The organism is Pseudomonas sp. GW821-FHT07E12 (genome assembly GCF_058986605.1).
Genome location: NZ_JBYSVX010000001.1, coordinates 206,867 through 231,962, shown reverse-complemented (window position 1 = coordinate 231,962; position 25,096 = coordinate 206,867). Strand labels below are relative to the sequence as shown.

General features: G+C 65.3%; 25 protein-coding genes and 1 pseudogene. 7 read left to right on the top strand and 19 right to left on the bottom strand.

The annotated features are described in order from the left end of the window. Nucleotides 1–170 precede the first annotated feature (170 nt). Genes AC3WJE_RS01075 through AC3WJE_RS01060 form a run of 4 tightly spaced genes read right to left on the bottom strand, consistent with a single transcriptional unit; the run spans nucleotide 171 to nucleotide 3,817 of the window. A complete protein-coding gene (locus tag AC3WJE_RS01075; RefSeq protein ID WP_493728909.1) occupies nucleotides 171–1,316 on the bottom strand; it encodes a chemotaxis protein CheW in 1,146 nt (381 codons plus the stop codon). Continuing rightward, nucleotides 1,313–2,095 carry a ParA family protein gene (locus AC3WJE_RS01070; RefSeq protein ID WP_493728908.1) on the bottom strand — a complete coding sequence of 261 codons (783 nt, stop codon included), beginning with the start codon at nucleotides 2,093–2,095 and terminating at the stop codon, nucleotides 1,313–1,315. Before AC3WJE_RS01070 ends, AC3WJE_RS01075 begins: the two co-directional genes overlap by 4 nt. Next, nucleotides 2,095–3,063, bottom strand: coding sequence for a flagellar motor protein MotD (motD, locus tag AC3WJE_RS01065; protein ID WP_493728907.1), 969 nt, complete (start codon nucleotides 3,061–3,063; stop codon nucleotides 2,095–2,097). The genes AC3WJE_RS01070 and motD overlap by 1 nt, the downstream gene beginning before the upstream one ends. Before the next feature lie 13 nt (nucleotides 3,064–3,076). Then, the gene (locus AC3WJE_RS01060) at nucleotides 3,077–3,817 is read right to left on the bottom strand and encodes a flagellar motor protein (RefSeq protein WP_493728906.1); all 741 of its coding nucleotides are present in this window, start codon (nucleotides 3,815–3,817) and stop codon (nucleotides 3,077–3,079) included. A 111-nt stretch (nucleotides 3,818–3,928) separates the two neighbouring features. Here AC3WJE_RS01060 and AC3WJE_RS01055 point away from each other — a divergent pair, with 111 nt between their 5' ends. Continuing rightward, nucleotides 3,929–4,255: a hypothetical protein gene (locus tag AC3WJE_RS01055; RefSeq protein ID WP_493728905.1), complete on the top strand. Its 327-nt coding sequence runs from the start codon at nucleotides 3,929–3,931 to the stop codon at nucleotides 4,253–4,255. Between the two features lie 46 nt (nucleotides 4,256–4,301). On the opposite strand, the gene AC3WJE_RS01050 is transcribed toward AC3WJE_RS01055, so the two are convergent. Then, the gene (locus tag AC3WJE_RS01050; protein ID WP_493728904.1) at nucleotides 4,302–4,877 is read right to left on the bottom strand and encodes a TetR/AcrR family transcriptional regulator; all 576 of its coding nucleotides are present in this window, start codon (nucleotides 4,875–4,877) and stop codon (nucleotides 4,302–4,304) included. A 74-nt stretch (nucleotides 4,878–4,951) separates the two neighbouring features. Here AC3WJE_RS01050 and AC3WJE_RS01045 point away from each other — a divergent pair. The 4 genes and pseudogenes from AC3WJE_RS01045 to AC3WJE_RS01030 all read left to right on the top strand — a co-directional run bounded on the left by AC3WJE_RS01045 (nucleotide 4,952) and on the right by AC3WJE_RS01030 (nucleotide 7,203). Beyond that, nucleotides 4,952–5,814 (top strand): annotated as a pseudogene (locus tag AC3WJE_RS01045) (alpha/beta hydrolase family protein). Continuing rightward, nucleotides 5,775–6,206, top strand: coding sequence for a hypothetical protein (locus tag AC3WJE_RS01040; RefSeq protein ID WP_493728903.1), 432 nt, complete (start codon nucleotides 5,775–5,777; stop codon nucleotides 6,204–6,206). Before AC3WJE_RS01045 ends, AC3WJE_RS01040 begins: the two are co-directional and overlap by 40 nt. After that, nucleotides 6,203–6,778, top strand: a complete 576-nt coding sequence (locus tag AC3WJE_RS01035) for a hypothetical protein (RefSeq protein WP_493728902.1) — start codon at nucleotides 6,203–6,205, stop codon at nucleotides 6,776–6,778. Before AC3WJE_RS01040 ends, AC3WJE_RS01035 begins: the two co-directional genes overlap by 4 nt. Then, nucleotides 6,742–7,203 carry a thioesterase family protein gene (locus tag AC3WJE_RS01030; protein ID WP_493728901.1) on the top strand — a complete coding sequence of 154 codons (462 nt, stop codon included), beginning with the start codon at nucleotides 6,742–6,744 and terminating at the stop codon, nucleotides 7,201–7,203. The genes AC3WJE_RS01035 and AC3WJE_RS01030 overlap by 37 nt, the downstream gene beginning before the upstream one ends. 61 nt (nucleotides 7,204–7,264) lie before the next feature. Here the strand turns inward: AC3WJE_RS01030 and AC3WJE_RS01025 are convergent, their stop codons facing one another. Further along, a complete protein-coding gene (locus tag AC3WJE_RS01025) occupies nucleotides 7,265–8,200 on the bottom strand; it encodes an alpha/beta hydrolase (RefSeq protein ID WP_493728900.1) in 936 nt (311 codons plus the stop codon). 294 nt (nucleotides 8,201–8,494) lie between these two features. Here AC3WJE_RS01025 and AC3WJE_RS01020 point away from each other — a divergent pair, with 294 nt between their 5' ends. Beyond that, complete coding sequence (locus AC3WJE_RS01020; protein ID WP_493728899.1) at nucleotides 8,495–9,193, top strand: alpha/beta hydrolase; 699 nt, start codon at nucleotides 8,495–8,497, stop codon at nucleotides 9,191–9,193. A gap of 83 nt (nucleotides 9,194–9,276) precedes the next feature. After that, nucleotides 9,277–9,540, top strand: a complete 264-nt coding sequence (locus AC3WJE_RS01015) for a hypothetical protein (RefSeq protein ID WP_493728898.1) — start codon at nucleotides 9,277–9,279, stop codon at nucleotides 9,538–9,540. A gap of 61 nt (nucleotides 9,541–9,601) precedes the next feature. Here the strand turns inward: AC3WJE_RS01015 and AC3WJE_RS01010 are convergent, their stop codons facing one another. The 13 genes from AC3WJE_RS01010 to AC3WJE_RS00950 all read right to left on the bottom strand — a co-directional run bounded on the left by AC3WJE_RS01010 (nucleotide 9,602) and on the right by AC3WJE_RS00950 (nucleotide 25,023). Beyond that, a complete protein-coding gene (locus AC3WJE_RS01010; protein ID WP_493728897.1) occupies nucleotides 9,602–11,365 on the bottom strand; it encodes a chemotaxis protein CheA in 1,764 nt (587 codons plus the stop codon). Nucleotides 11,366–11,381: 16 nt separating this feature from the next. Further along, the gene (locus AC3WJE_RS01005) at nucleotides 11,382–11,999 is read right to left on the bottom strand and encodes a protein phosphatase CheZ (protein ID WP_493728896.1); all 618 of its coding nucleotides are present in this window, start codon (nucleotides 11,997–11,999) and stop codon (nucleotides 11,382–11,384) included. Next, nucleotides 11,999–12,391 (bottom strand): chemotaxis response regulator CheY, encoded by a 393-nt coding sequence (cheY, locus tag AC3WJE_RS01000; protein WP_493728895.1) that lies wholly within the window; start codon nucleotides 12,389–12,391, stop codon nucleotides 11,999–12,001. Before cheY ends, AC3WJE_RS01005 begins: the two co-directional genes overlap by 1 nt. 109 nt (nucleotides 12,392–12,500) lie before the next feature. After that, entirely contained in the window at nucleotides 12,501–13,250 is a 750-nt protein-coding gene (locus tag AC3WJE_RS00995; protein WP_493728894.1) for an RNA polymerase sigma factor FliA, read from the bottom strand. Further along, nucleotides 13,247–14,071, bottom strand: a complete 825-nt coding sequence (locus tag AC3WJE_RS00990) for a nucleotide-binding protein (RefSeq protein ID WP_493729023.1) — start codon at nucleotides 14,069–14,071, stop codon at nucleotides 13,247–13,249. Before AC3WJE_RS00990 ends, AC3WJE_RS00995 begins: the two co-directional genes overlap by 4 nt. Nucleotides 14,072–14,123: 52 nt before the next feature. Then, nucleotides 14,124–15,602, bottom strand: coding sequence for a flagellar biosynthesis GTPase FlhF (gene flhF / locus AC3WJE_RS00985; RefSeq protein ID WP_493728893.1), 1,479 nt, complete (start codon nucleotides 15,600–15,602; stop codon nucleotides 14,124–14,126). Nucleotides 15,603–15,766: 164 nt separating this feature from the next. After that, nucleotides 15,767–17,872: a flagellar biosynthesis protein FlhA gene (flhA, locus tag AC3WJE_RS00980; RefSeq protein ID WP_493728892.1), complete on the bottom strand. Its 2,106-nt coding sequence runs from the start codon at nucleotides 17,870–17,872 to the stop codon at nucleotides 15,767–15,769. Further along, nucleotides 17,869–19,002, bottom strand: a complete 1,134-nt coding sequence (gene flhB, locus AC3WJE_RS00975) for a flagellar biosynthesis protein FlhB (RefSeq protein WP_493728891.1) — start codon at nucleotides 19,000–19,002, stop codon at nucleotides 17,869–17,871. Before flhB ends, flhA begins: the two co-directional genes overlap by 4 nt. Nucleotides 19,003–19,364: 362 nt before the next feature. Continuing rightward, complete coding sequence (gene arsH, locus AC3WJE_RS00970) at nucleotides 19,365–20,108, bottom strand: arsenical resistance protein ArsH (RefSeq protein ID WP_493728890.1); 744 nt, start codon at nucleotides 20,106–20,108, stop codon at nucleotides 19,365–19,367. Continuing rightward, nucleotides 20,086–20,508, bottom strand: a complete 423-nt coding sequence (gene arsC, locus AC3WJE_RS00965; protein ID WP_493728889.1) for an arsenate reductase (glutaredoxin) — start codon at nucleotides 20,506–20,508, stop codon at nucleotides 20,086–20,088. Before arsC ends, arsH begins: the two co-directional genes overlap by 23 nt. 16 nt (nucleotides 20,509–20,524) lie before the next feature. After that, entirely contained in the window at nucleotides 20,525–21,556 is a 1,032-nt protein-coding gene (arsB, locus tag AC3WJE_RS00960; RefSeq protein WP_493729022.1) for an ACR3 family arsenite efflux transporter, read from the bottom strand. 150 nt (nucleotides 21,557–21,706) lie between these two features. Next, nucleotides 21,707–22,030, bottom strand: coding sequence for an ArsR/SmtB family transcription factor (locus AC3WJE_RS00955; RefSeq protein ID WP_493728888.1), 324 nt, complete (start codon nucleotides 22,028–22,030; stop codon nucleotides 21,707–21,709). Between the two features lie 92 nt (nucleotides 22,031–22,122). Further along, nucleotides 22,123–25,023 (bottom strand): ligand-binding sensor domain-containing diguanylate cyclase, encoded by a 2,901-nt coding sequence (locus tag AC3WJE_RS00950; protein ID WP_493728887.1) that lies wholly within the window; start codon nucleotides 25,021–25,023, stop codon nucleotides 22,123–22,125. Between the last annotated feature and the right edge of the window lie 73 nt (nucleotides 25,024–25,096).

The following is a 25,096-nucleotide window of genomic DNA, read 5'->3' as shown; positions in this document are numbered from 1 at the left end:
CTCCGGAAAAACGATTGCCTGAGCGATATCGGCAAGGGTGGGCGAAGCTTTAGTGGCGTGGTGGAATGTGTGATTTAGAGCAGGGATTGGGGATTCGGGATTCGGAAAAGCAATGGTCCTCGAGCCCTTGATTTTCCCAATCCCCAATCCCGAATCCCCAATCCCCGCCGTCAATGCAACAACTGCGACGCATCCAGCAGAATCATCGGGCGCTGGCCCAGGCGCGCCACGCCGCGGAAGAACTGATTGGAGATCCGGCACAGGCGGGTGTTGTCGGGGGGTTCGATCTGCTGGTCGGTGAGGGTGGTCACGTCCTCCACTGCCGATACCCGCAGCCCCATGGTCTCGCCGTTCTCTTCCAGTACCACCACGCGGGTGTTCGGGTCGATGTCCACCGGATTGACGCCCAGATACACCCCCAGGTCGAGTACCGGCACCACCAGCCCGCGCAGGTTCATGATGCCGAGCATCGAGCGCGAGGCGCCGCGCAGGCGCAGCAGCGGCGTCGGCAGCACCACTTCCCGCACCTTCAGCAGTTCCAGCGCATACGCCTGCTCGCCGCAGCGCAGCCGCAGCCAGCGTGAGCTGCGCTCGGCGGGGCGCAGGTGCGATTGCACCTGATCAGTGTCGACCGGACGGAACAGGGCCTGGATATGCCGGGGCAATGCATTGGCCGGGCGCCGTATCGGCATGGGCCGGGTGGGTGTGCCGGGGGCGGGCGCGGCGACGCGGCGCGACAGCCGCTCGGCCTGCATCATCTGCATCTCGGCCACGGCTTCCAGCTCGTGGGGGTCGCCTTCGACGGCAGCGCTTTCCTCGACGGCCTCGGCGAATGCCGGATCTCCTTCCATCTCCGCGATCAGATCGGCGGCCACGGAGTTCGTCGTAACCGGCGCGGCGCTGGCGAATGCGGGATCGGCATCCATCTCGGCCAGCAGCAGGGCGATCGGGTCCAGCGCTTCGACCTCGGCGGTTGGAGTCGGGAACGCCGGATCGGCCTCCATTTCCGCGATCAGCTCGGCGGCGATGCGATCGGCTGTTGCGGCGGCATCGACGGCGATCTCGCCGAAGGCCGGATCGGACAGCATTTCGGCAATCACGTCGGCGGCGACGGGCTCGTTCGTCAGGGCCACGGGCACGGACGCTTCAGCGGTCGCCGATATTTCGATAATCGTCTCGTCGCCAATCAGCGCAGCAGAGACAGCCGTGGCGTCGGCGATATCCCGCACGACCTGCAAGGAGGCGGCCGCCGGCGCGCCGGCTACTGCCTGCAACAGTTCGTCCAGATATTCGTCGAGCACCTCGGCGCCATTCATGCCGCCTGCTCCATGCGCGCGGTGTCATTGGCGAGTATCCATTCCAGGGCGCGGCGATACGCCGCCAGGCCACGGCCGGGGTAGTCGTCGGAGGTGGCCGGGACGGTCAGGATGTCCACGTTGCTGATGCGGGTATCGACCGGGATCGCGTCTTCCCATACGCGCTCGCCGTAGCTGTCCTGCATGTCCTTCAACGACTCGTTGCCGGCGCGGGTGCGGCGGTCGAACAGGGTCGGCAGGATCGACACCGGCAGCTCGCGGCGGCGCGAGCGTTGCACCATGTCGGCGGTGCGGACCATACCGGCCAGCCCGTGCAGCGCCAGCGGCTCGGCCTGGGTCGGGATCACCAGATGGTCGGCGGCGGCGAGCGCGTTGATCATCAACAGGCCCAGCGTCGGCGGGCAGTCCAGCAGGATGTGGTCGTGCGCGCGGCCGTGGCGCGCCAGCGCGTTCTGCAACGCCAGACCAAGCCCGGGCTGGTTGGCGCTGCGGCGTTCCAGCGTGGCCAGTGCCGCCTGCGCGCACACGTAGGACAGGCCCGGGATGTTGCTTTCGCGCAGCAGCATCGACAGATCGGCCGGCGGAGTACCGAACAGATCGAGCACGCCACGCGGCGGTGGCTCCAGCGGTACGCCGAACGCGCGTGTCAGCGAGGAATGCGGATCCAGGTCGATCAGCAGCACGCGATGCCCGAGCGCGGCCAGGCCGCGTCCCAGGGCCAGCGTCGTAGTGGTCTTGCCCACGCCTCCCTTCTGGTTGGCGATCGCCCAGATACGCATCAGTTCACTCCTTCAATCACCGCCGGGACGGTCTTGACGCCACGGTTGCCGGTTGCGACCCCGGCGGTCTGTGGTTCGGTTGGCTTGGCTCGCTCCGGAGAGGCCGCCTGCAAGGGCGGCTCCGAGGCGAGGCTGGCGCCGGAGTCGGCGAGGATGATCAGGACCACCCGCCGGTTCGCGTTGCGGCCGGCCTCGGTACCGTTATCGGCGCGTGGACGGAATTCTCCATAGCCGACCATCGCCAGTCGCTGCGGGGCGATGCCCTGGTCGGCAAACAGGTGCACCACGCTGGCCGAGCGCGCCGCCGACAGCTCCCAGTTGGACGGGAACTGCGAGGTGGCGATGGGCTGGTTGTCGGTGTAGCCCTCCACGCGTACGCCGTTGGGCGCCTCGTGCAGCACCCCGGCCAGCCGCGACAGGGTGTCGCGGGCGGCGCGGTCGAGCGTGGCCGAGCCGGTCGGGAACAGGATGTCGCTGTTGATCTCGACCTCGATCCACAGGTCGTTGCGGCGCACGGTGATCAGCTTGGCGTCGATCAGCGGCGCGAGGGTGCGGCTGAGCTGGCGGGCGACCTGGTCCATCTGCTGCTGCGCGCGCGTGAGCCGCTCCTGGTCGCGCAGGTTGACCGGCATACGCATCTGCGAGGCCATCGACGGCAGCAGGGTGGGATCCGGCGCAGGCGAGGGCGCGGTGGGCCCTTCCTTCGCACCGGACTTGATCGGCGAGGGCCGGTCCCAGTTGGAGCCCTGCTGTTGCTGGTTGCCGACCTGTACCGGGTTGATCGTGCGCGGGGCGCCGCCGAACGCGGCGGTCAGCGCGTCGGCCATCACCCGGTACTTGCCTTCGTTGAGCGAGGAGATCGCATACATCACCACGAAAAACGCCAGCAGCAGCGTCATCAGATCGGCATAGGGGATCGCCCATGCTTCGTGGTTGCTGTGTTCTTCGCGACGCTTGCGGCGGGCCATGGGGGACTCGCGGTCAGTGCAGGAAGCCGGCCAGCTTGGCTTCGATGTTGCGTGGATTCTCGCCGTGGGCGATGGCGATCAGGCCCTCGATGATCATCTCGCGCTCATTGCTGGAATGATGGATCACGCTCTTGAGCTTGGCGGCGATCGGCAGGAACAGCAGGTTGGCCGAGGCGATGCCGTAGATCGTGGCGGTGAACGCGGCGGCGATGCCGTGGCCGAGCTTGGACGGGTCGGCCAGGTTCTTCATCACCGCGATCAGGCCGAGCACGGCGCCGATGATGCCCAGCGTCGGCGCATAGATGCCCATGCCCTCGAACACCTTGGCCGCAGCCAGATCCTGCTGCTCCTGGTTGTTCACCTCGATCTCCAGCATGTGGCGCATGGTTTCCGGCTCCACGCCGTCCACCAGCATCTGCAGGCCCTTGCGCAGGAACGCGTCGTCCTGGCCTTCGAGCTGGCTTTCCAGGCCGAGCAGGCCCTGGCGGCGCGCGATGTTGCTCCATTCCAGGATCTGCGCGAGCAGGGTTTCGCGCTGGCTCTCCGGCGGATTGAACACCCAGCCGACGATGCGGAAGGCACGCCGGAAGATCGCCGGCGAGGTATGCAGCAGGATCGCCGCCAGGGTGCCGACGATGACGATCAGAAATGCGGCCGGCGACCACAGCGAGGCCAGGCCGGCGCCTTTCAGAATACTGCCGCCGACCAGTGCGAGCAGCGCCAGCACGATGCCGATGAAACTGAGCTTGTCCATGCAGGCTGTATCGGCGCAGGGGGAGGGGACTTGATAGCGGTCGCCGGGAATCCGTCACAGAACCCGGAGGGGAGCCTCGCGGAACGCCGGTTTGATGACTGATCGGTGAGAATGATTCGTTATCCTCGCCGGATGCCATTGCGCCATTTTGTCAACGTCGTCGGTTTCGACGTCCCGGCTTCCGGCCGGGGCGGCGCTGGCGAGCCGCTGATCGTGCTGCTCGACAAGGCGCCGATCGCGCGGTGGCGGATGGTGTTCCGCAAGTGCGCCGGAGACCTGGCGCCAGGGCTGTGCGCCGGGATCCCGGAACTGCACGGCGATACGATCCGGTTCCCGATGGTGGCCCCGATGACGCGCGGGCAGGCAGGCGAGATCCGCGCCCTTGTCGAGCAGGTCAATCGTTTGACGTTCCTCAATGAGGCACCGCAGCAGCTGTAGTTGGGCTGGTCGCTGGATTGCTTTTGCTGCACGCGATCCAGCGCAATCACACGCCCACGACAATCGCTTCAAGCTGCTCCGCAACCGTGTCGAACGGTGCAATGCTGCGTTGAGCGCGGCACAGAATGATGGCGCCTTCAGCGCTCGCGACGATGAAGGTGGCGAGCTTCGATGCAGATTCATGACTGCGCCCCTGCGTCATCAGGGATGCCGAAAGCTTGTCCATCCAGTCACTGAAGACCTGCGCGGCGGCCTCCAGTGCCTCTTCGGCAATATCGTCGATGGGTTCCTCGACGGCCACCGCCATCACCGGGCATCCGATCCGGAAATCCGACCGCACCAGGATGCCTCGCCATATCGCGAGAAATCCGCGCAAGCCCTCGACGGGGCCGGCTTGCAGATGTTGTTCAAGACCTGTGCTGACCCGCGCCCCAGCGAACTTCACCGCTTCGACGATGACCTGTTGCTTGCCACCGGGGAAGTGGTGGTAGGTCGATCCCAGCGGCGCCTCGGCGCGCTTGGCCATCTCGCGGATGCTCGTGGCATTCAGGCCATGCCGGGCCAGCATCTCGGCTGCAGCCATGACCACGCGTTGGCGGGCATCGGATTGGCGGGGACTCATCGGGCAGCCCTTGTTAAGACAGTCGTCATAGTTTAGCCCATCCGTTCTATTACGATCGTTATATAACGCATTCCATGGCTACCGACGCCATTCCCGTAAAGATCACCGCTGCCGACGGCTATGTCCTCGCCGGCAACCGTTTCCCCGCCACCGCCCCGCTGAAGGGACGCCTGGTCATCGCCGGCGCCACCGCAGTTCCGCAGGGTTTCTACAAGCGGTTCGCCCAGTTCGCCAGCGACCGGGGTTTCGAGGTACTGACCATCGACTACCGGGGTATCGGGCAATCGCGGCCGCCGTCCCTCAAGGGATTCCAGATGGATCTGCTGGACTGGGCGCGTCTGGACCTGGCGGCGGCGGTCGATCTGATGGCGGACGGCTCCGTGCCTCTGTACATCGTCGGCCATTCCTACGGCGGGCATGCCTTCGGGCTATTGCCCAACCATCACAAGGTGGCCGGTCTCTACGTTTTCGGCACCGGTGCCGGCTGGCACGGCTACATGCCGCCGGTTGAACGACTGCGCGTGCTGGTGTCGTGCTGCCGGTGCTGACGTGGTGGAAGGGCTATTGCCCGTGGAAGATGCTGGGCATGGGGGAAGATCTGCCCATCGATGCGTACCGCCAATGGCGGCACTGGTGCCAGTTCCCTCATTACTTTTTCGATGATCCCGACATGCACGGGATCGCGAATATCTACGCGGAAGTGCGGACACCGATCGTCGCGGCCAACGCGCTGGACGATCTCTGGGCCACGCCGGAATCGCGCGATGCGTTCGTCCAGGGCTACCGCAACGCACCGCTGACCCGGAAAAACCTGAATCCAAACGAGGTCGGCGGCAAGGTCGGGCACATGGGCTATTTCCGGCAGGCCGCCGAGCCATATTGGGAGAGCGTGCTGGCATGGTTCTCCAGCCTGCCGCCGATGGCGGTGACACGGTGAACGCAACGCGGAGTTGGCGGCGCGGACTGAAGTGGTTGCTGCTCGCAACGGTGGCGGCAAGCGTCATCCACTACGCGGACAACCTGCTCTTCTTCGAACAGTATCCCGAGCCAGCGTGGATCAACCGTTCGATGATCGATGCATTCTGGTTCGTCATGACGCCGCTGGCCTGGATCGGCTGGCGTCTGATACAGCGCGGCTCGCATCACGCCGGCACGCTCGTGCTGCTGGGTTATGTCGCCTGCAACCTGCTCACGCTGGGGCATTACCGCTACGCACCGAGCCACGGCATCGCCGCGCGCATCCATCTGTTCATCCTGCTGGAGGCCGTACTCGCGTGCGCGCTGGCAGCACTCCTGCTCGTTCCCTACTTCAAGAAAAAGATTCCATGAGCGTACTGCCTCGAATAGACAACCGGTCACGCAAAGCTCTGATCATCGCCAACATCGCAATGCTGCTGGCCATCACCCTGCACGACGCAGACCACATCCGGCAGGCGGCGAACTGGTGCTACACGATCACCACCACGTTGTGGATCGTGAACATCTCCGTGTACGTCCCCAGCATCGTCGCGTTGATCCTGAGCGTGCGTCGCCGGCGCGGAGCGGCGTTTGCGACATCGGCCTCCGCATTGCTGATTGCCTTCCTGTTCGCCAAGGTCCATCTGTGGAAGCCGACGTTCGATGTCTGGGGCATCTGGAACAAGACGTTCTTCGTACTGGGGGCGGATTGGATCAGCTGGTCGATCCTGACGCTTCTCGTCGTGGTGGGCATCGCCGTCGCAATGACGGGCACGTGGGTGATGGGCAGGACCAGCGAGGCCGTCGACGGAGGAACCTGTGGTTTCGTTTTCTGCTGCTGCTCGTGGGTTTGCCGTTCCGTCCACGCCTGCAGGCGCCGATGGGCGTTTCTCGGCTTGAGTTCCGGGTGTGGTTCAACGATCTGGACACCAATGGCCACATGAACAACGGCCGCTACTGGACCATCTTCGACCTGGGCCGCCTCGACCTGATGTTCCGCACCGGCCTGGGCCGGGTGGTGATGAAGAACGGCTGGGCGCCGATTGTCGGGGCCGGTGCCATCAGGTTCCGCCGGGAATTGAAGATATTCCAGCGCTTCGAACTGGAGACCAGGGTGACCGCCTGGACGGATACGCGCCTGATCATGGAGCAGCGGATCCTGACCGGGGCGAACGAGGTGGTCATGACAAGAGCGCTCATCCTTGCGGGTTTCTACGACCGCAAGTCGCGCGGATTCGTGCCGACCAAGCTCGTCTTCGACTACGCAGGCGCCCCCGATGCCACATCGCCCACGCTCGGTCCGGGTGCCGAAGCGTTGCTTCTTGTCGACCAGTCGCTCAAGGAAGATGGAGCAACAGCTTCTGCTTGAGCGGCTCGGGCGAGAGGAGTTCAGCCGAGCGCTCATGGCACTCGGCATCACGATCGAGCGTCTATCTCGCGACGGTGGTCCGATCGTTCACCAGGGCCGCGATCTGCGTGATCGCAGCCCTGGCTTCCGGCAGGAATGTCGCGGCCATCCAGACGTGAAACATTCCGGGATACTCGTAGTAATTGACCGGCGTGCCGTGCTGCGCCATCAGCGCTTTGAATTTTCTGCAGTCGGCGACGAATATCTCGCAGCCGCCGGCAAAAACGCTGACATGGCTCAGTCCTTCCAGGGATCCATGGATCGGACTTACCCTGGGATCTTTGATGTCGAGATCACCGGCCCATAGTGCGCCTGCCATCTTGCCAATCTCGATGCTCAGCGATGGATCGTTCCTCTCGATGGATACATAGCCCGAGTTGCTCATGCTGCCGTCGAGAAACGGCGACAGCAACACGATCTGCCGCGGCTGGGCAGCCCCATCGGCATGAAGTTTCTGCGCCAGCGCCAGGGACAATCCGCCGCCGGAGCTATCACCCATGACCGTGACGTTCTGCGCAGGGACCCTGGCAATCAGGTCCTTATAGGCCTGTTCCACCATTGCCAGCCCCACGGGCGCAGTTGCGGCGGGTGCCTTGGGATAGTCCGGGACGACAAAGGTAGCGTTGGTTTGCCGGATCAGATCGCCGATCAGGTTCCAATGCGCGCCGGAAATGTTCAGGATGTAGGCGCCTCCGTGAATGTAGAAAACGACCTGGCCTGATGTGGCCCCTTTGGGTGCCAGGGTATGAACATTGCGGCCCTGTACCTGCGCCATGCTGATCTTGAATTCGTCTGCAAACCGCTTGGGTATGGGATCTCCCGGCTTGCCGGGTGGGTTCCGCAATTCCTTGGTCAGCTTGGGCTTGTCGCCACTCGCCCAGAGATAGAACTTGACGAACCGGCCCAGCCAGCTGACCGAACCTGGATGCTCATAGACAATTTCATTTTCATTGCTCATGGACACTCCGCAGCGTTCAATAACCAATTTTCGCACGGTGTGCTTACTCAGCTGTCCGGCGGAAGCTGTTCCGTTCATGGTTCATCGCAGGCTGAAGTACGCCGATTGGCGGAGAGCGGCTCTATGATCGGAAAGGTAGTCATGGGCCGTGACGGCTGCGTAAGTACTTGAGCGAAGAACACTGCAACGTTCACGGAACTCGTCCGTTTCGTGCTCGACGCTCACCCACCCGCACTTGAAGGCGAGTGGTCCAGTTCCATCGCGGGAATACCTTTCGAAGAGGGAGATTCAGTCATGAGTGACAAACCTACAATCGTTCTGGTGCACGGCTTCTGGGGCAATACGGCGCACTGGGGCAAGGTGATCGTCGAACTGGCCCGGCTGGGCCACACCAGGCTGCGTGCCGTCGAGCTGCCGCTGACCTCGCTGGGCGACGATGCCGAGCGCACCCGCAAGATGGTGGCGCAGCAGGCCGGTCCGGTGCTGTTGGTCGGACATTCTTATGGCGGCGCGGTGATCAGCGAAGCCGGCAACCTGCCCAACGTGGTGGGCCTGGTCTATATCGCCGCGTTCGCGCCGGATGCCGGCGAAAGCGCCGGTGGTATCAGCCAAGCCATGCCGCCGGCCGCGATTGCCAACCTCGCGCCCGACAGCGACGGCTATCTCTGGGCCAAGTACGACAAGTTCCACGAGAGTTTCTGCCATGACCTGAGCGCTGACGAAGCCTTGGTGATGGCGGTGGGGCAGAAGGCGCCACTGGCCAGTGCCTTCGGCGATGCGGTGAGCGCGCCGGCCTGGAAGAACAAGCCGAGCTGGTATCAGATATCCAGCGACGATCGCATGATCCATCCGGACAACCAGAAGCAGATGGCGGCACGCATCAACCCGCGCAAGACGATCACCTTGGCGGCGAGCCATGCTTCATTGGCGTCCAAGCCGGTTGAAGTGGCGGCTCTCATTGATGAGGCCGCCGCAGAGCTTGCCAAAGCTTGAATTAAGTTGAATCACGGATCGATGTTGGCTTGAGTGAATTTTTAAGCCGATACTTGTTGAGCGGACAACAGGATTTATAGCGAATGGAAAAGATACAAGCTGACGCAATTATCAACGCCATCCTGGGGCCAAATCTCCGAGCACAAGAAGAGCTGGACCGAAAAAGGGCCGCAGAGGCTGCGAAACTCGCAAGACAGCGTCGAGTGGCTTGGTGTGCTCTTGCAGGTTCTGCCATCGGCGTTGTTGTCACCCATTTCGCCGGCTTCCGCTTTTCCGAAGGCATTATCTACGGCGGCCTTGCTGGCGCACTGATAGGCACGCTCGTAGCGCCGCGAGCGGCCCAATAGTTCGTTCGGTCGACGCCGCTTCTCGGCGGCTGATCGTTGGGCGTCGGTGTAGAGGCTGTGGTCAACCGTCGCTTGCGCGCAACCCGTCCACATCCAGGATCAGTGCCATGCGGCCGTCACCGATCAACGTGGCGCCGGCATAACCGGGCAGGCCGCGCAGGGCACGCGGCAATGGCTTGATCACCACTTCCTCGCGACCACGCACTTGGTCCACGACCAGGCCGAAGCGGGCTTCGCCGGCTTGCAGCACCACCACGGTCAACAGCGGTGTGTTCTGCACGTCCACGCCCAGCCAGCGGCGCAGGTCCACCAGCGCCAGGGCGTGCGAACGGCGGTCGAGTACGGCGCGGCCGTCGAACCAGCCCAGTGAGGTCTGCGGTGCGTGCAGCACTTCCAGCACGCGTGCCAGTGGCAGGGCGTAGACGTCCTCGCCGGCCTGCACCAGCAGGGTTGGCAGGATCGCCAGGGTCAGCGGCACGCGGATCATGAAGCGGCTGCCACGACCCAGCTCGGATTGGATCTGGATCGTGCCGCTCAGTTCGCGGATACGTGACTGCACTACGTCCATACCGACGCCGCGCCCGGAAATGTCGGTGACTTCGGCCTTGGTCGAGAAGCCCGGCAGGAAGATCAGGTGCAGGCACTCTTCCACGCTCAGGCGCGCGGCGGCTTCGGGGTCGATCAGGCCCTTTTCGCGGGCTTTTTCGCGCAGGCGCTCCGGGTCGATGCCGGCGCCATCGTCCTGGATCTCGATGCTGACGTAGTCGCCTTCCTGTTGTGCGGACAGGCGTACATGGCCGCTGCGTGGTTTGCCGCTGGCCTCGCGCAGATTGGGGTCTTCAACGCCGTGGTCGATCGCATTGCGGACCAGATGCACCAGCGGGTCGGCCAACGCTTCCACCAGATTGCGATCCAGCTCGGTCTCGGCACCGACCAGCTCCAGCTCGACTTCCTTGCGGAGCGTGCGGGCGACGTCGCGGGCGACCTTGGGGAAGCGCGAGAACACCTTGCCGACCGGTTGCATGCGGGTACGCATCACCGCTGATTGCAGGCGCGCGGTGGCGATGTCGAGGGTGCTGACGGCGCGGTCCAGTTCCTCGTCGCGAATGCGTGCGCGCAGAGTCTTCAGGCGATTGCGCGCCAGCACCAGTTCGCCGATCAGGTTGACGATGGCGTCCAGGCGCTTGGTGTCCACGCGCACGGTCAGCTCGGCCTCGGAGGCCTTGGGAGCGGGGGCCGGAGGTCGGGGGCCAGGGGCCGGGGCGGAGCGATTCGAGGACGACGACTTTGCGCCGGGCGCGGTGGTGCCGTGTAACTCGTCCAGCAGGGATTCGAACTCGTCCTCGGTGATCAGATCGCTGCTCGAAGCCGCTTGGGTTTCGGTTTTCCCCGACCCCTGGCCCCTGACCCCCGGCCCCGGCGCCGGCGCAGCCGCCTTCGGCGGCGGCGCTTTGACGTCGAACTGGGCGATCAGGCTGGCCGGCGCGTGTGCCGGCTCGGTGCCGGCGGAGAGCGCATCGAGCATCGCCTGCAGGTAGTCCAGCGATTGTTGTGCGGCGTCGAAGTGATGGGCCTGCAATGTGGCCTGGCCGGAGCGCGCCATGCCGAGGGTCTCCTCGGCGGCGTGGCACAGCTCGACCATCGGCTGCACCGCCAGGAAGCCGGCGCCGCCCTTGAGCGTATGGAAGCCGCGGAACACCGCGTTGAGCTGGCCGGCATCTTTCGGTGCCTGCTCCAGCGACACCAACTGCTCGCCGAGGCGATCCAGGATTTCCTGGGCCTCGACGATGAAGTCGGCCGCGATGTCGTCGGGAACGGCGCTCATGCCCAGCAGTCCTCTACTACAACCCCAACCCGGACAGCAGGTCGTCGGCGTCGTCCTGCGAGACCGCGTGGCGGTCCAGGCCCTTGAGCGCGGGACCGGCGAGACCGGTGCCCGGCTTTTCGTCCTTCGGCGGCAGGCCGAGCGCGCCGAAACCCTCGTGCACGCGGCGCACGATACCGACCACGCGGCGGATGATCTGGCCGGTGAGGTCCTGGTAGCTCTGGGTCAGCGCCATCTCGGTGAGGTTCTGGCGGATCTGCTCCAGGATTTCGCCCTGTTCGGCATCGAGGCCGCCGGCGTGCAGGCGATCGGCCAGCCTGCGGCATTCCTCGGCCAGATCCAGGGTGCGGTGGCTGGCCTGTTCGGTCATCTGCACGACGTGATCCAGGCGCGCGCAGGCGTCGCCGAGTTCACCGGCTTCTTCAGGCAGGCTTGGCAGTTCACCCAGCGCCTGGCCCAGCTCGCGCGCGAGCCGGCTCAGACCCTGGATCATCGGACGCGTGCGCCACGCGGCCAGCGCGTCGATTTCCCGGCGCCAGCCGGCTTCGTCGCCGCTTTCCAGCGCTTCCAGAGCGCCTTGCAGGCGTTCGATCAGGGCGGCGCGTTCGGTATTGGTCTCGGCGACTGTATTCATCAAGCGGTGGCCGCCAGACGTTCGAAGATCTTGCCGAGCTTTTCTTCCAGCGTCTGCGCGGTGAACGGCTTGATGATGTAGCCGTTCACGCCGCTCTGCGCGGCCTCGATGATCTGCTCGCGCTTGGCCTCGGCGGTCACCATCAGCACCGGCAGCGTCTTGAGCTTGGCATCGACGCGGATTTCCTTGAGCAGCTCGATGCCGGTCATGCCGGGCATGTTCCAGTCGGTGATGACGAAGTCGATCGGGCTCGAGCGCAGCACGGCCAACGCGGCATTGCCGTCCTCGGCCTCGGCGGTATTGGTGAAGCCCAGATCGCTGAGCAGATTCTTGACGATGCGTCGCATCGTCGAGAAATCGTCCACGATCAGAATCCGCATGTTCTTGTTCACTTCTGGCTCCTAATTTGTAAAAACCGGGAATGGGGAATCGGGAATGGGGAATCGGAAAAGCGCTGTGGCTTCTGCGATTCCCCATTCCCGATTCCCCATTCCCGGCCCGTCATTCTTCATCCACGACGCCGGTGTCGGCCAGCTCGAAGACCTTCAGGCGGCCGCGCAGGCGCACCATCGCCTGGCCATGGATCTGGCACACGCGCGATTCGCTTACGCCGAGCACGGCGCCGATTTCCTTCAGGTTGAGTTCCTGCTCGTAGTAGAGCGAGAGCACCAGTTGTTCGCGTTCGGGCAGTTGGGTGATGGCCTTGGCCAGTTCGCGACCGAACTCGCCGCGTTCCATCATCTGCTGCGGAGTCGGGCCGCCCTTGGAGGGGCTGTCCAGTTCGCCGTGGTCCTCGATGCGCGACTCCAGGCTCAGTACCTGGCCTCGCGCGGCGTCTTCCATCAGCCGCAGGTATTCCGGCAGCGGCATCTCCATCGCGGCGGCGACGTCGGTGGCGGAGGCGGCGCGGCCGGTGGCCTGCTCGATCCTGCGGATCGCGGCGGCGGCATCGCGGGCGCGGCGGTGCACCGAGCGCGGTACCCAGTCGCCACGGCGGATCTCGTCGATCATCGAACCCCGGATGCGGATCGAGGCGTAGGTCTCGAACGAAGCGCCTTGCTCGGCGTCATAGCTGCGCGAGGCCTCGATCAGGCCGATCATGCCGGCCTGGATCAGGTCATCGATCTCCACGCTGGCGGGCAGGCGTGCGGCGAGATGGTGGGCGATGCGACGCACCAGATCGGCGTGCAGGTGCACGTTGTCATTGGCGCTGGCGCGCTGGACGGCCTTGTACTGGGCCGCGGCGTTCATGCCGCGACCCCGTTGCGCTGCTGGATGATGCGCTCGACGAAGAATTCGACATTGCCGCGTGCGGCGGTCGGCGCCTGCCAGCGCGAGGTGCGGCGGGCGATCTCGGCGATCGCCTGCGCCGACGGACTGGCCGGGTAGAGCTTCATCACCGGCTGCTGGCGCTGCACGGCCAGACGCAACCAGTCGTCCTGCGGCACGTGGCCGAGGTAATTGAGCGAAACGTCGCCGAGGAACTTCTCGCAGACCCGCGCCAGCTTGTCGTACAGCAGCCGGCCTTCGTTCGGGTCGCGCACCATGTTGGCGACGATCTGCATGCGGTCCACGCCGCGCTCGCGCGAGAGCACCTTGATCAATGCATAGGCATCGGTGATCGAGGCCGGCTCGTCGCAGACCACGACGATCGCGTCCTGTGCGGCCTGGCAGAAGGTCAGCACGCTGTCGGTGATGCCGGCGGCGGTGTCGACGACCATCACGTCCAGGTCGCGCTCCAGCTCGGAGAACACGTTGACCAGGCCGATGTGCTCGGCCGAGGCCAGCTCGGCCATGTGGCGGCGGCCGGACGCGGCCGGCACCACCAGTACGCCGCCGGGGCCGGTGAGGATGACGTCTTCCAGCGTGCAGCGGCCGGCGATCAGGTCGGCGAGGGTCAGCTTGGGCTGCAGGCCCAGCACCACGTCGATGTTGGCCAGGCCGAGGTCGGCATCCAGCAGCAGGGTGCGCTTGCCCATGTCGGCCAGCGCCACGGCCAGGTTGGCCGAGAGGTTGGTCTTGCCCACGCCGCCCTTGCCGCCGGTCACGGCAATGCTGCGCACCGGGCCCAGCGGCTCGGTACGGGTGGCGGACAACGGGTAGGCATTGGTCAGCTGGGCGTATTCACGCGACGGCATGGTTTTGCTCCGGAGTGCAGGGCTTATCGGCAGCGCGCCGCAAATCTTCAAGGCGAAGTACAAGACTGGCCGCATTGGCCCGGTGCAGGTCGTCCGGGACGCGCTGGCCGTCGGTGACCCAGGTCATCGGCAACTGGTGGTCGACCACCACCGACAGGGCGCTGCCGAGCCGGCCGGTCTCGTCCAGCTTGGTCAGCACCACGCCCTGCGGGCGGGCGCCGGCGAAGCGGCGCACCACTTCGTCCAGGTCCGAGAAGTGGGCGTTGGCCGGCAGTACCAGCAGCGAGGTGACCTGGCGCGCGGCGCGCAGCCAGGTCAGCTGGGCGGCGAGGGCGCGGTCGCGCTGGCCCATGCCGGCGGTGTCGATCAGCACCAGCTTGTAGTCGCGCAGGCGTTCGAGCAGCTCGATCAGGGCGTGGTCGCTGTCGGCCTCGTGCACGGCGATGCCGAGCTGGCGGCCGTAGCTGTGCAGTTGTTCGCGGCCACCGACGCGCAGGGTGTCGGTGGTGACCAGGGCCACATCGCGCGGTGCGTGCTGGGCGGCGAAGCGCGCAGCCAGCTTGGCGATGGTGGTGGTCTTGCCGGCGCCAGTCGGGCCGACCAGCGCGATCACGCCGCCGATCTCCAGCGGATCGACCGGGGTGATCGGCAGGCGCTTGGACAGCAGCCCCAGCATCAGGCCACGGCCACGGGGCAGTTCGGTATCGGCCGGGATCTGCATCGCCACGTCGCGGGTGATGCCGGCATCGAAGCCGTAGTCGTCCAGCAGCTCCAATGCCTGCGCGCGCACCGGCGAACCGCGAAGGCGCTCGTCGGTGAGGCGGTTCATCTCGCGCTCGATCATGTGCCGCATCAGCGCCAGTTCCTCGCGCAGCTGGCGCAGCTCGGCGTCGTCCTGCGGCGTCGGCAGCGGTGCGATTGCGGCAGCGGCCGGAGCCGCGATCGGTGCGGGGGCGGGGAGTGGTTCGGGCGCGGCCATCTTCGGCAGCGTCGCCGGCAGGCCGGGGGACAGCGCGGGCTCGTCCTGCGGTGTGGCCTGCATGAAGTTGGCGAAGATATGTTCCGGCAACTGCGTCGGCACGGCAGCGCGGGCAGCGGGAACGGAAGGCGTGGCGGTGGATGCCGCTTTCGGCGCGCGAACCGTCGGTGCGCTGGTTTCGGCGACCGCTGCACTGCGCTCGCGGCGTGCGGCGGCAGGTGGCTGGCGCCGGGAGAGGGCGGCGATCATCTCATCGGCCGGGCTACGCGCCGGCACCGTGTCGGCCACTCGTGCAGCGGTCGGCGCCGGACGTACGTTGTCCAGAGCGCGCTGCACCAGTTCCTCGTCATAGTTGCTGGCGGCAACGATCTCGATGCCTTCCTCGGTCCGACGATTGGACAGGATCACCGCATCCGGGCCGTGCTCCTCCCGCACCATGCGAAACGCGGCGCGCATGTCGGGGGCGACGAAGCGTTTGATCTTCATACGGGATTGGGGATTGGGGATTGGGGATTCGCAACGGCAACAGCCGGGCTTCGGCCTGTCCGTGGGCGTTGTGCTGATGTCTTGTGCGCTTTCATCACTGTTCTCTCCGCTAACGGGAATCCGCCTTCACGAATCCCCAATCCCGAATCCCCAATCTCGGCTCTTCAACTAATCGTCCCCACCAGCTTCAACCGCTTGTCCTCCGGCACTTCGCTGTAGGCCAGGACCGACAGTTGCGGGACGCTGTGCCGGACCAGGCGCGCCAGGGCGGCGCGGACTTGTCCCGGTACCAGCACCACCGCCGGTTCGTTCCTGGCTTCCTGCTTGCCGACGCACTCGGCCAGGCTCTGGTGCAGACGTTCGGCGAGACCCGGTTCCAGGGCGACGTTGCCGGTGCCCTGTGCAGACTCCTGCAAGACCCGTTCCAACTGCGGGGCGAGGGTGTACACCGGCAGCTCCGGCGACATGCCGGCGATCTCCTGGACGATGAAACGGCCCAGTGAGGTCCGCACGGCGGCGGTCAGGGTGGTCGGGTCCTGGCTGTGCGGGGCGTGTTCGAGCAGCGCCTCGACGATCTTGCGCAGCTGGCGGATCGGGATGCGCTCGATCAGCAGGTTCTGCAGTACCCGCACCACCACCGCCAGCGGCAGCGCCTTCGGGGTGAGATCTTCGACCAGCTTGGGCGCGCTCTTGCCGAGCTGCGCCAGCAGCTGCTGCACCTCCTCGTGACCGAGCATTTCGGGGGCGTGCTCTCGGATCAGGTGCGAGAGGTGGGTGGCGATCACCGTGGCCGGATCGACCACGGTGTAGCCCATCGATTCGGCCTGGGCACGCTGGTTCGGCTGGATCCAGGTGGCGTCCAGCCCAAACGCAGGATCCTTGCCCTTGATGCCTTCGAGCTTGCCGAGCGCACCGCCCGGGTCCAGCGCCAGCTCACGATCGGGATGGACTTCGGCGGTGGCGACCGGTACGCCGTGCACCAGCAGGCGGTAGGCGGTGGCGGTCAGTTCGAGGTTGTCGCGGATGTGCACCGGCGGAATCAGGAAACCGATGTCCTGGGTCAGCTTGCGGCGCACGCCCTTGATGCGCGCCATCAGTTCGCCGCCCTGGTTCTTGTCGACCAGCGGGATCAGCCGATAGCCGACTTCCAGGCCAAGCGGGTCGATCGGGCGCAGTTCGTCCCAGCTCAGTTCCGGCGAGGGCGCCGGTGCCGCGCCCGGCAACTTGGGATCACCCGGCTTGGCTGGCAAACCACCGGCGCCGGCCGCCGGAGTTTCGGCGCCGCGGCGCCATAAACGCCAGGCGATGAAGCCCAGGATCAGCCCCAACGTCAAAAAGGCGACGTTCGGCATGCCCGGCACCAGGCCGACCAGACCGAGGATGCCGGCGGCGATCGCCAACGCCTTGTGCTGGCCGAACACCTGCCCGACCATCGCCTGGCTCATGTCCTGCGAACGCGAGGCGCGGGTGACCAGCATGGCCACCGCCGAGGACACCAGCAACGCCGGCAACTGCGCCACCAGACCGTCACCGATCGAGAGCAGGGTGTAGGTCGAGGCGGCATCGCCGAATGCCATGCCGTGCTGGAGCATGCCCACGCCCAGGCCGCCGAGCAGGTTGACGAACAGGATCAGGATGCCGGCGATCGCATCGCCGCGGATGAACTTGCTGGCACCGTCCATCGCACCGTAGAAGTCGGCTTCCTCGCGCACTTCCTCGCGACGGGCCTTGGCTTCCTCGCGGGTCAGCAGGCCGGCATTGAGATCGGCGTCGATCGCCATCTGCTTGCCGGGCATGGCGTCGAGGATGAAGCGCGCGGTCACTTCCGACACGCGCCCGGCGCCCTTGGTGATGACCACGAAGTTGATGATGGTCAGGATCGCGAACACCACGATGCCGACCGCGTAATTGCCACCGATCACGAACTCGCCGAACGCGGCGATCACCTTGCCGGCGGCGTCATGACCGTTCTGGCCATTGATCAGGATCACGCGGGTGGAGGCCACGTTCAGCGCCAGCCGCAGCATCGTGGTCATCAGCAGCACGATCGGGAAGATCGTGAAATCCAGCGGCCGCTTCACGTAGACCACCGCCAGCAACACCATCAGCGAGATCGCGATGTTGAAGGTGAACAGCGCGTCCAGCACCGGTGCCGCCAGCGGCACCACCACCATCGCCAGCATCGCCAGCACGATGATCGGCGCGCCGAGGCCGTGCTTGATCATGTCCAGCAGCTTGCGCACGTTCATCGCCGGAGCCTGTGCACTCATGCCTGGACATCCTTGCCGTCGAACTCATCCAGCTCGATCGCCGGCAGCTGCGGCATCGGGCCACGGCGCCAGGCGCGCAACTGGTACACATAGGACAGGACCTGGGCCACGGCCGAATACAGTCTCACGGGGATTTCCTTGCCGATTCGGGCTTCCCGATACAAGGCGCGTGCCAAAGGCGGCGCCGACACGATCGCGATCCGGTGCTGCTCACCGACTTCGCGGATGCGCTGGGCGACTTCGTCCACGCCCTTGGCCACCACGATCGGCGCGCGCATCTTGCCGCCTTCGTACTGCAGCGCCACCGCGTAGTGGGTCGGGTTGACCAGCACCACGTCAGCCTTCGGCACCGACTCGATCATCCGGCGCTGCGCCAGCTGCATCTGCATCTGCCGGATCTTGGCCTTGATCTCGGGGCTGCCTTCGCTCTCCTTGATCTCGCGCTTGACCTCCTCGCGAGTCATCTTCAGCTTCCGCAGCCAGTTCCACTTCTGATACGGCGCGTCGATGGCGGCGAGCAGGCCGAGTGCAAGCGCTGCGTACACGAGCAGCTTCAGGGTGAAACCCAGGCCATCGACGATCGCGCTTTCCAGCGGCTCGTTCAGCAGCGCACGCAGGTCATGCAGCCCGTGCCAGATGCACAGGCCGGTGGCGGTACCGACGAACACCACCCGCAGCAGCGACTTGACCAGTTCGCCGGCACCATCGGCGCCGTACAGGCGCTTGAAGCCCGTCAGCGGGTTGAGTTTGTTCAAGTCGGGCATCAGCGACTTGCCGGAGAAACGCAGCCCGCCCATCAGCAGCGGCCCGGCCAGGCCGGCCAGCAGGCATACCAGCGCCAGCGGCACGATCACCCACAGCAACTGCAGCAGCAGCCCACCGAAATGGCCGAGCAGCAGCGCCGGGTTGTCACGCAGGCCCGGATCCGGCGTCAGCGCAGTCACCATCCAGCCACGCGCACCGGCCGCCATGCTGCCGGCCATGCCCATCAGCGCGAACACACCGGCAGTGAACACCGCCGCCGTCGCCAACTCACGGGAACGCGCGATGTTGCCCTGCTCGCGGGCCTCGCGCAGGCGTTTTTCGGTAGGTTGTTCGGTGCGTTCGGCGCCGTCTTCGTTCTCGGCCATCGGGATGCAGGGGAAGGGGCTGCCTTCGGTGCTGCAAGACTTGTTCCAGATGCATGGGCTCTGGTTTCGGGAGGCAGCCTTGGTAGGGCAGGGCTGTTTCGCCGCCCGGATGTCGAGAACTAGAAGCGGTCCTACGGCACAGCCAAACCTTGTAAACCGCAGCCCGCCAAGCCCTGGCGAGAGGTCGTGCAGTTTGGGGAGCACATTGCCGACCTGACCATTCGGCCGACCGAACATGAGGGCCAGTCAATCGTGACGACGGCACCGGCCGCAACACCACACACAAATGGAGCGGTAGTTGACGCAGGTACGACAGGCGACCGACGCCCGCGCAAGGGATATGACGCCAAACAATCGATCACTTATGCGGACGCAGCACCTGATGCATTGGCCAAGGCATGGGCAATCCCATCCGCCTTGCGCTCGCTGTAACGGTCAGTCAGGTAATCCGTATGTTCGCGCACCAGCAAGGTGAATTTCATCAGCTCTTCCATCACGTCCACTACTCGATCGTAGTAGGCCGAAGGCTTCATGCGACCCGTCTCATCGAACTCCTGGTAAGCCTTGGCGACCGAGGACTGGTTGGGGATGGTCAGCATCCGCATCCAGCGGCCCAGCACACGCATCTGATTGAGCGCATTGAAGGACTGTGAGCCGCCCGATACCTGCATCACTGCCAGCGTCTTGCCCTGAGTCGGGCGCACTGCGCCGACCGACAGCGGGATCCAGTCGATCTGGGTCTTCATCAAGCCGGTCATCGCGCCGTGGCGTTCGGGTGAACTCCACACCATGCCTTCGGCCCATTGCACCAGTTCATGCAGCTCACGGACCTTCGGGTGATCGCCGGGGGCATCGTCGACCAGCGGCAGGCCTGACGGATTGAACATCCGCGTCTGCCCCCCGAGTGCGCGCAGGATGCGCGCGGCTTCTTCGGCCACCAGGCGGCTATACGAGTGATCACGCAACGAGCCATACAGCAGCAGGAAGCGCGGTGCATGCGTGGCACGTACAGGCGCCAGCAGTCGTTGCGTATCCGGCCGATGGAGCAGCTCAGCGTCGATGTTCGGCAGATTGATAGGGGACTCAGACACGACGGCCCTCCGCATCCACCACTGGTTCGCCGTCTTCCTTGTTGAATGCACCACGCTGCGGGTGCGGCAGGATGTCGAGCACGGCCTCTGAAGGTCGACACAGGCGCGTGCCCAGTGGCGTGACCACGATGGGGCGGTTGATGAGGATCGGATGCTGGAGCATGAAGTCGATCAACTGTTCCTCACTCCATTGGAGATCATCCAGGCCAAGTTCGGCGTAGGGTGTGCCTTTCTGGCGCAGCAGCTCACGCACCGGTATACCCATAGCGGCGATCAGCGCCCTGAGTGTTTCGCGATCGGGCGGCGTCTTCAGGTACTCGATGACGGTGGGTTCCTCGCCGTTGTTGCGGATCAGGCCGAGCACGTTGCGCGAGGTGCCGCAGGCGGGGTTGTGATAGATCGTGATGTCGCTCATGGACGGACCTGTCGCGTTACGGTGTGGGGGCGCGGCGTTCGTACCAGCCGCGCGAGCGGTTGACCACGCGCACGACCAGCAGCATCACCGGCACTTCGATCAACACACCGACCACGGTAGCCAGCGCGGCGCCGGAGTGAAAACCGAACAGGCTGATGGCGGCGGCCACAGCCAGTTCGAAGAAGTTGCTGGCACCGATCAGAGCGGAGGGGCCGGCGATGCTGTGTTGCTCGCCGACCTGACGGTTGAGCCAGTAGGCCAGCCCGGAATTGAAGAACACCTGGATCAGGATCGGCACCGCCAGCAGAGCGATCACCAGCGGCTGGCGCAGGATCGCCTCACCTTGAAAGGCGAACAGCAGCACCAGCGTCAGCAGCAGCGCCGCGATCGACAGCGGGCCGATGCGCGCCAGTGTGGTATCGAACACAACCTGGCCTCGACGCAGCAGTACCCGACGCCAGAGTTGCGCGAGGACGACAGGAATGACGATGTATAGCGCCACCGACACCAACAGTGTGGCCCACGGCACTGTGATGGCCGACAGGCCCAACAGCAAGCCGACGATGGGGGCGAAGGCGAACACCATGATGGTGTCGTTGAGCGCCACCTGCGACAGCGTGAACACCGCGTCACCGCCGGTCAGTCGACTCCAGACGAACACCATCGCCGTGCAAGGCGCAGTGGCCAACAGGATCAGACCGGCGATATAGCTGTCCAGTTGATCGATCGGCAGCCAGTCGGCAAACAGGTGGCGAATGAAGAACCACGCCAGCAACGCCATCGAGAACGGTTTGACGACCCAGTTGACGAACAGGGTCACCCCAATGCCGCGCCAGTGTTGTCTGACCTGGCCAAGCGCGCCGAAGTCCACCTTCAGCAGCATCGGAATGATCATGATCCAGATCAGTAGACCGACCGGTAGATTGACCTGCGCCACTTCCATGCGACCGATGGTCTGGAACAGGCCCGGCGCGAACTGGCCCAGCACGATGCCAGCGACGATGCACAGCACCACGCACACACTCAGGTAGCGCTCGAAACCGCTCATGGCAAGGGTGGTCGGTGCGTGACCGGTCGTCTCGGTTGCTATGGTCATGATGCCGCCTTGAAGCGGCCTTGGCCCAGCGCATTGAGCAGGGCTTGGACAGAATTGCCCGTGCGGAGGAACAGCACGTTATGGGTGGCGTCGGTCATGGGGTCAGCAGGCGCAATTGGAGGAGTCGGAAACCTCGCAGACGCCGCCCTGGCAGCAGTGCTCGGTCAGATAGCCGATCAGGCCGTTCATATGGGCGTACTCGGCGCGATAGATCAGGTTGCGTCCCTGCTGCTCGATGGTGACTAGGCCGGCATGGGCCAATTCCTTGAGGTGGAACGACATGGCATTGCGGGCTACGTTGAGCTGGTCGGCCAGGACGCTAGGCATCAGCCCTTCCGGACCGGTGATGACCAGGGCACGGAACACGCGCAGGCGTTGTGGGTGCGCAAGGGCACCGAGAGCGGAAATGACTTGATCCTCGTTCATTATTCAATAATACATGATTTATTGAATTACAGCATCCGCGGTGCTTCGAACGCATGGCTGCAATCGTCTTCAATGTGACGGAATTGGCCGGATCACGACTCCAACTCGATCCGGTCCCGGCCATTGTGCTTGGCCCGATACAGCGCATCGTCGGCGCGCCCCAGCAATTGCTCGGGGTTCTCGCCTTCGCGGAACCAGGCCACGCCGATCGAGCAGGTGACGGTAAGGGTATGTCCATCCACGAGGTAGGGCGTGGTGCGGATGGCGTCGTGGAGTATTTGCAGGCGCTGGTCGCCGCCAGGCGGGAGGCCCGACAGGATGGCAAGCAGTTCCTCGCCGCCATAGCGGCCGACCTGATCCGGTTCGTGCAGGCTTGCATTGAGGCGACGTCCGACCTGGGCCAGTACGCCGTCACCGATCAGGTGGCCGTAGAGATCGTTGACCTGCTTGAAGTGATCCAGGTCGATCAGTGCTACGGCCATCGGTTGTCCATTCCCCTCCGCCGCGATCATCCCGTTGGTCAGCGTGGCGAAGATGCCGGCGCGGTTGAGCAGGCCGGTCAGATCGTCGTGGGTGGCCTTCAGCGCCAGCGCCGCACGAGCGTTTTCCAGTTCGACTTTTTCACGCTCCAGCTCAAGGGTGCGTTCGGCCACCAGTCGCGCGAGGGTGCGCTCACGATGCAGCAGCCGACGCAGCCGCCAGTGCCAGATGACGGTCAGCAGACCGGCCGCCAGCAGCGCATAGGCGATCAGCGCCGGCCAGCCTGCCCACCAGCGCGGTGCCACCTCGAATTCGATCCGCGACAGCGCCGAGGCGCTGCGGCGGTACTCGTCGAGCAATTGCGCCTCGAACACATAGCGGCCTGCCGGCAGCGGGGGTTGTTCGATCTGCGGGTTGCGGGTGTAGACCCATTCGTTGTGCAGCCCTGTCAGGCGGAAGCGGAACCAGGCGTGGCTGGGATCGTCGTAGATGCCCAGCGCGGTCAGCTCCACGTGCAGCGGCCGATCGCTCCAGGGCAGCCGGGTACCGGCCACGATCGGCTCGTCGCCTCGGCGAATGCGGGTGATTTCCATGCGCGGCGTGGCGGTGTCGAACAGGCGCGTGGGATCGAGGATGTGGCTCACGCCCTTGGAGTTGCCCAGCCAGATCGAGCCGTCGGGATCTTCCAGGATCGCGTTTTCGGAGGTGTCGTCCCACAACAGGCCCAGGCTTTGCGACAGCCGCGACCAATGCCCGTTCGCCTGCACGTCCACGCCACGGTTGTGCCCGACCCACAGGCGGCCAGCGTGGTCCACATGGATGAGATAGACCGTCAGCTCGGCGAATGCCGGATCGGCGGGGCGGCGCAGTTCGACCCGGTTGCCCTGCAACGTGCCGTGCCACAACCCGGGCTGGTAGAAGGACAGCCAGACTTCGCCGCCGGCATCCACGCGCACCTTGCTGACCCAGCGCTGCACCTTGTGTCCGTCGATCTGCAGCGTCAGTGGTTTCCAGCGCCCATCGTTCAACCGGTAGATGCCATCGGCGCTGGCGACCCACAGCGTGCCGCCGGCATCCTGGAACATGTCCTGGAAGGCGACCGCCGGCAGTCCGGCGACCTGTTGCGGCGTGCCGCCGGCTTGCGGATGTTCCAGCAGATACAGCCCGGCACCGGTCAGGATCCACAGGCGCTGCTCGCGATCCAGGAACAGCCGCTTGGCGGTGCGCGGCAGTCGCGCGATTTCGCGGCTGCTGCTGCCGTCAGGTGCGTGCTGGAACAGGTGGCCGGCCGAATTGATCGTCCACAAGCTGCCGTCGTCGGCACGCTGCAGGCCGACCACCTGCATGCCGGCGCTGTTCAGCCACGGCTGAAAATGACCGCCTGTCGGCGGCTGGCGACTGACACCGTGTTCGTTGCCGAGCAGTAGCCCGCCGCCGGCGTCGCGCAGGATCGACCAGGTCGGCGCCGCGCGCATGCCTTGTGAGGCATCCCAGTTCTCGATCCAGCCATAACCGGCCCAGCGCACCAGGCTCTCGCCGTCCGTGTTCATCCACAGATCGCCCGAGCCGTCGACCAGCAACGCGCTGCTGTTGCTGTCCAGCAAACCGTTGTGCCGGTCGAACAGGCGCCAATGGCCGTCCTCCCAACGCGCCAGTGCGGTGTCACCGCGGATCAGGATGCGGCCCTGCGGGTCGATGGCGATATCGGCAGGGCGGCCGACGGTGGCCGGTTCCAGCATCGGCAGCGGACGGGGCTCGAAGCGCTGTGCATCGGCGGGGCGCTGCATGACATGACGCTGGCCACGTGCCCACAGCGCGCCGTCGTGGTCGTGCACCGCGCTGTACCAGATATCGTCGGGAAGACCTTGCGCCGGCCCCAATGTCTCGACATTGCCACGCGCATCCACGCGACAGAGCATGCGCGCGCAGCCGAGCCAGAGCGTGTCGCCATCGGCGAAAGCACTGGCGATCTGTCCCAGTTCCGGCTGGCGGGCGAGGGTGGCGGCATCGAACAGCGGTCGCAGCCACCAGCCTCCATCTGATTGCGGCACCAGGCGCAGTACGTGGCCGCCGTCAACCAGCAACGTGGCCCAACGGGTGCTGACGACCTGCAGCGATCCTTGGTGCAGGCGTCCGGTTTCGTCGTAGCCCAGCCTGCGAAAGCCTTGTTCGTTACCGACGAACAGCCTGTCGAAGCTGGTCACCCACACTCGTCCGGCGCTGTCCTGGCTTATCGATGAGACGTGCAGGTTGCGTTCTTCGTCCAGCGCGACCTGCCGGAATTCCTTGCCGTCGAAGCGATACAGCCCGCTCTCGGTACACACCCACAGCGGGGTATGCGATGTCTGCAGCAGGCATGTGCCGGCCAGACCCAGCAATCCCTGTTCGCGCGCATAGGACTGCAGCGGAATGGTCTGCGCGCCGGCAGGGAGGGCCAACCACCACGACAGCAGCAAGCCGGCCCAACCGGGCAGGGCCGGGCGATGCGGCTTGCAGTCTGGCGGCTGTGGCACCGATGTCACCTCTCCACGTGGCTCGTGCTTCTCCAAGGGGAGAAGGTATGACTTCAGGTTATCAGGAGCATCC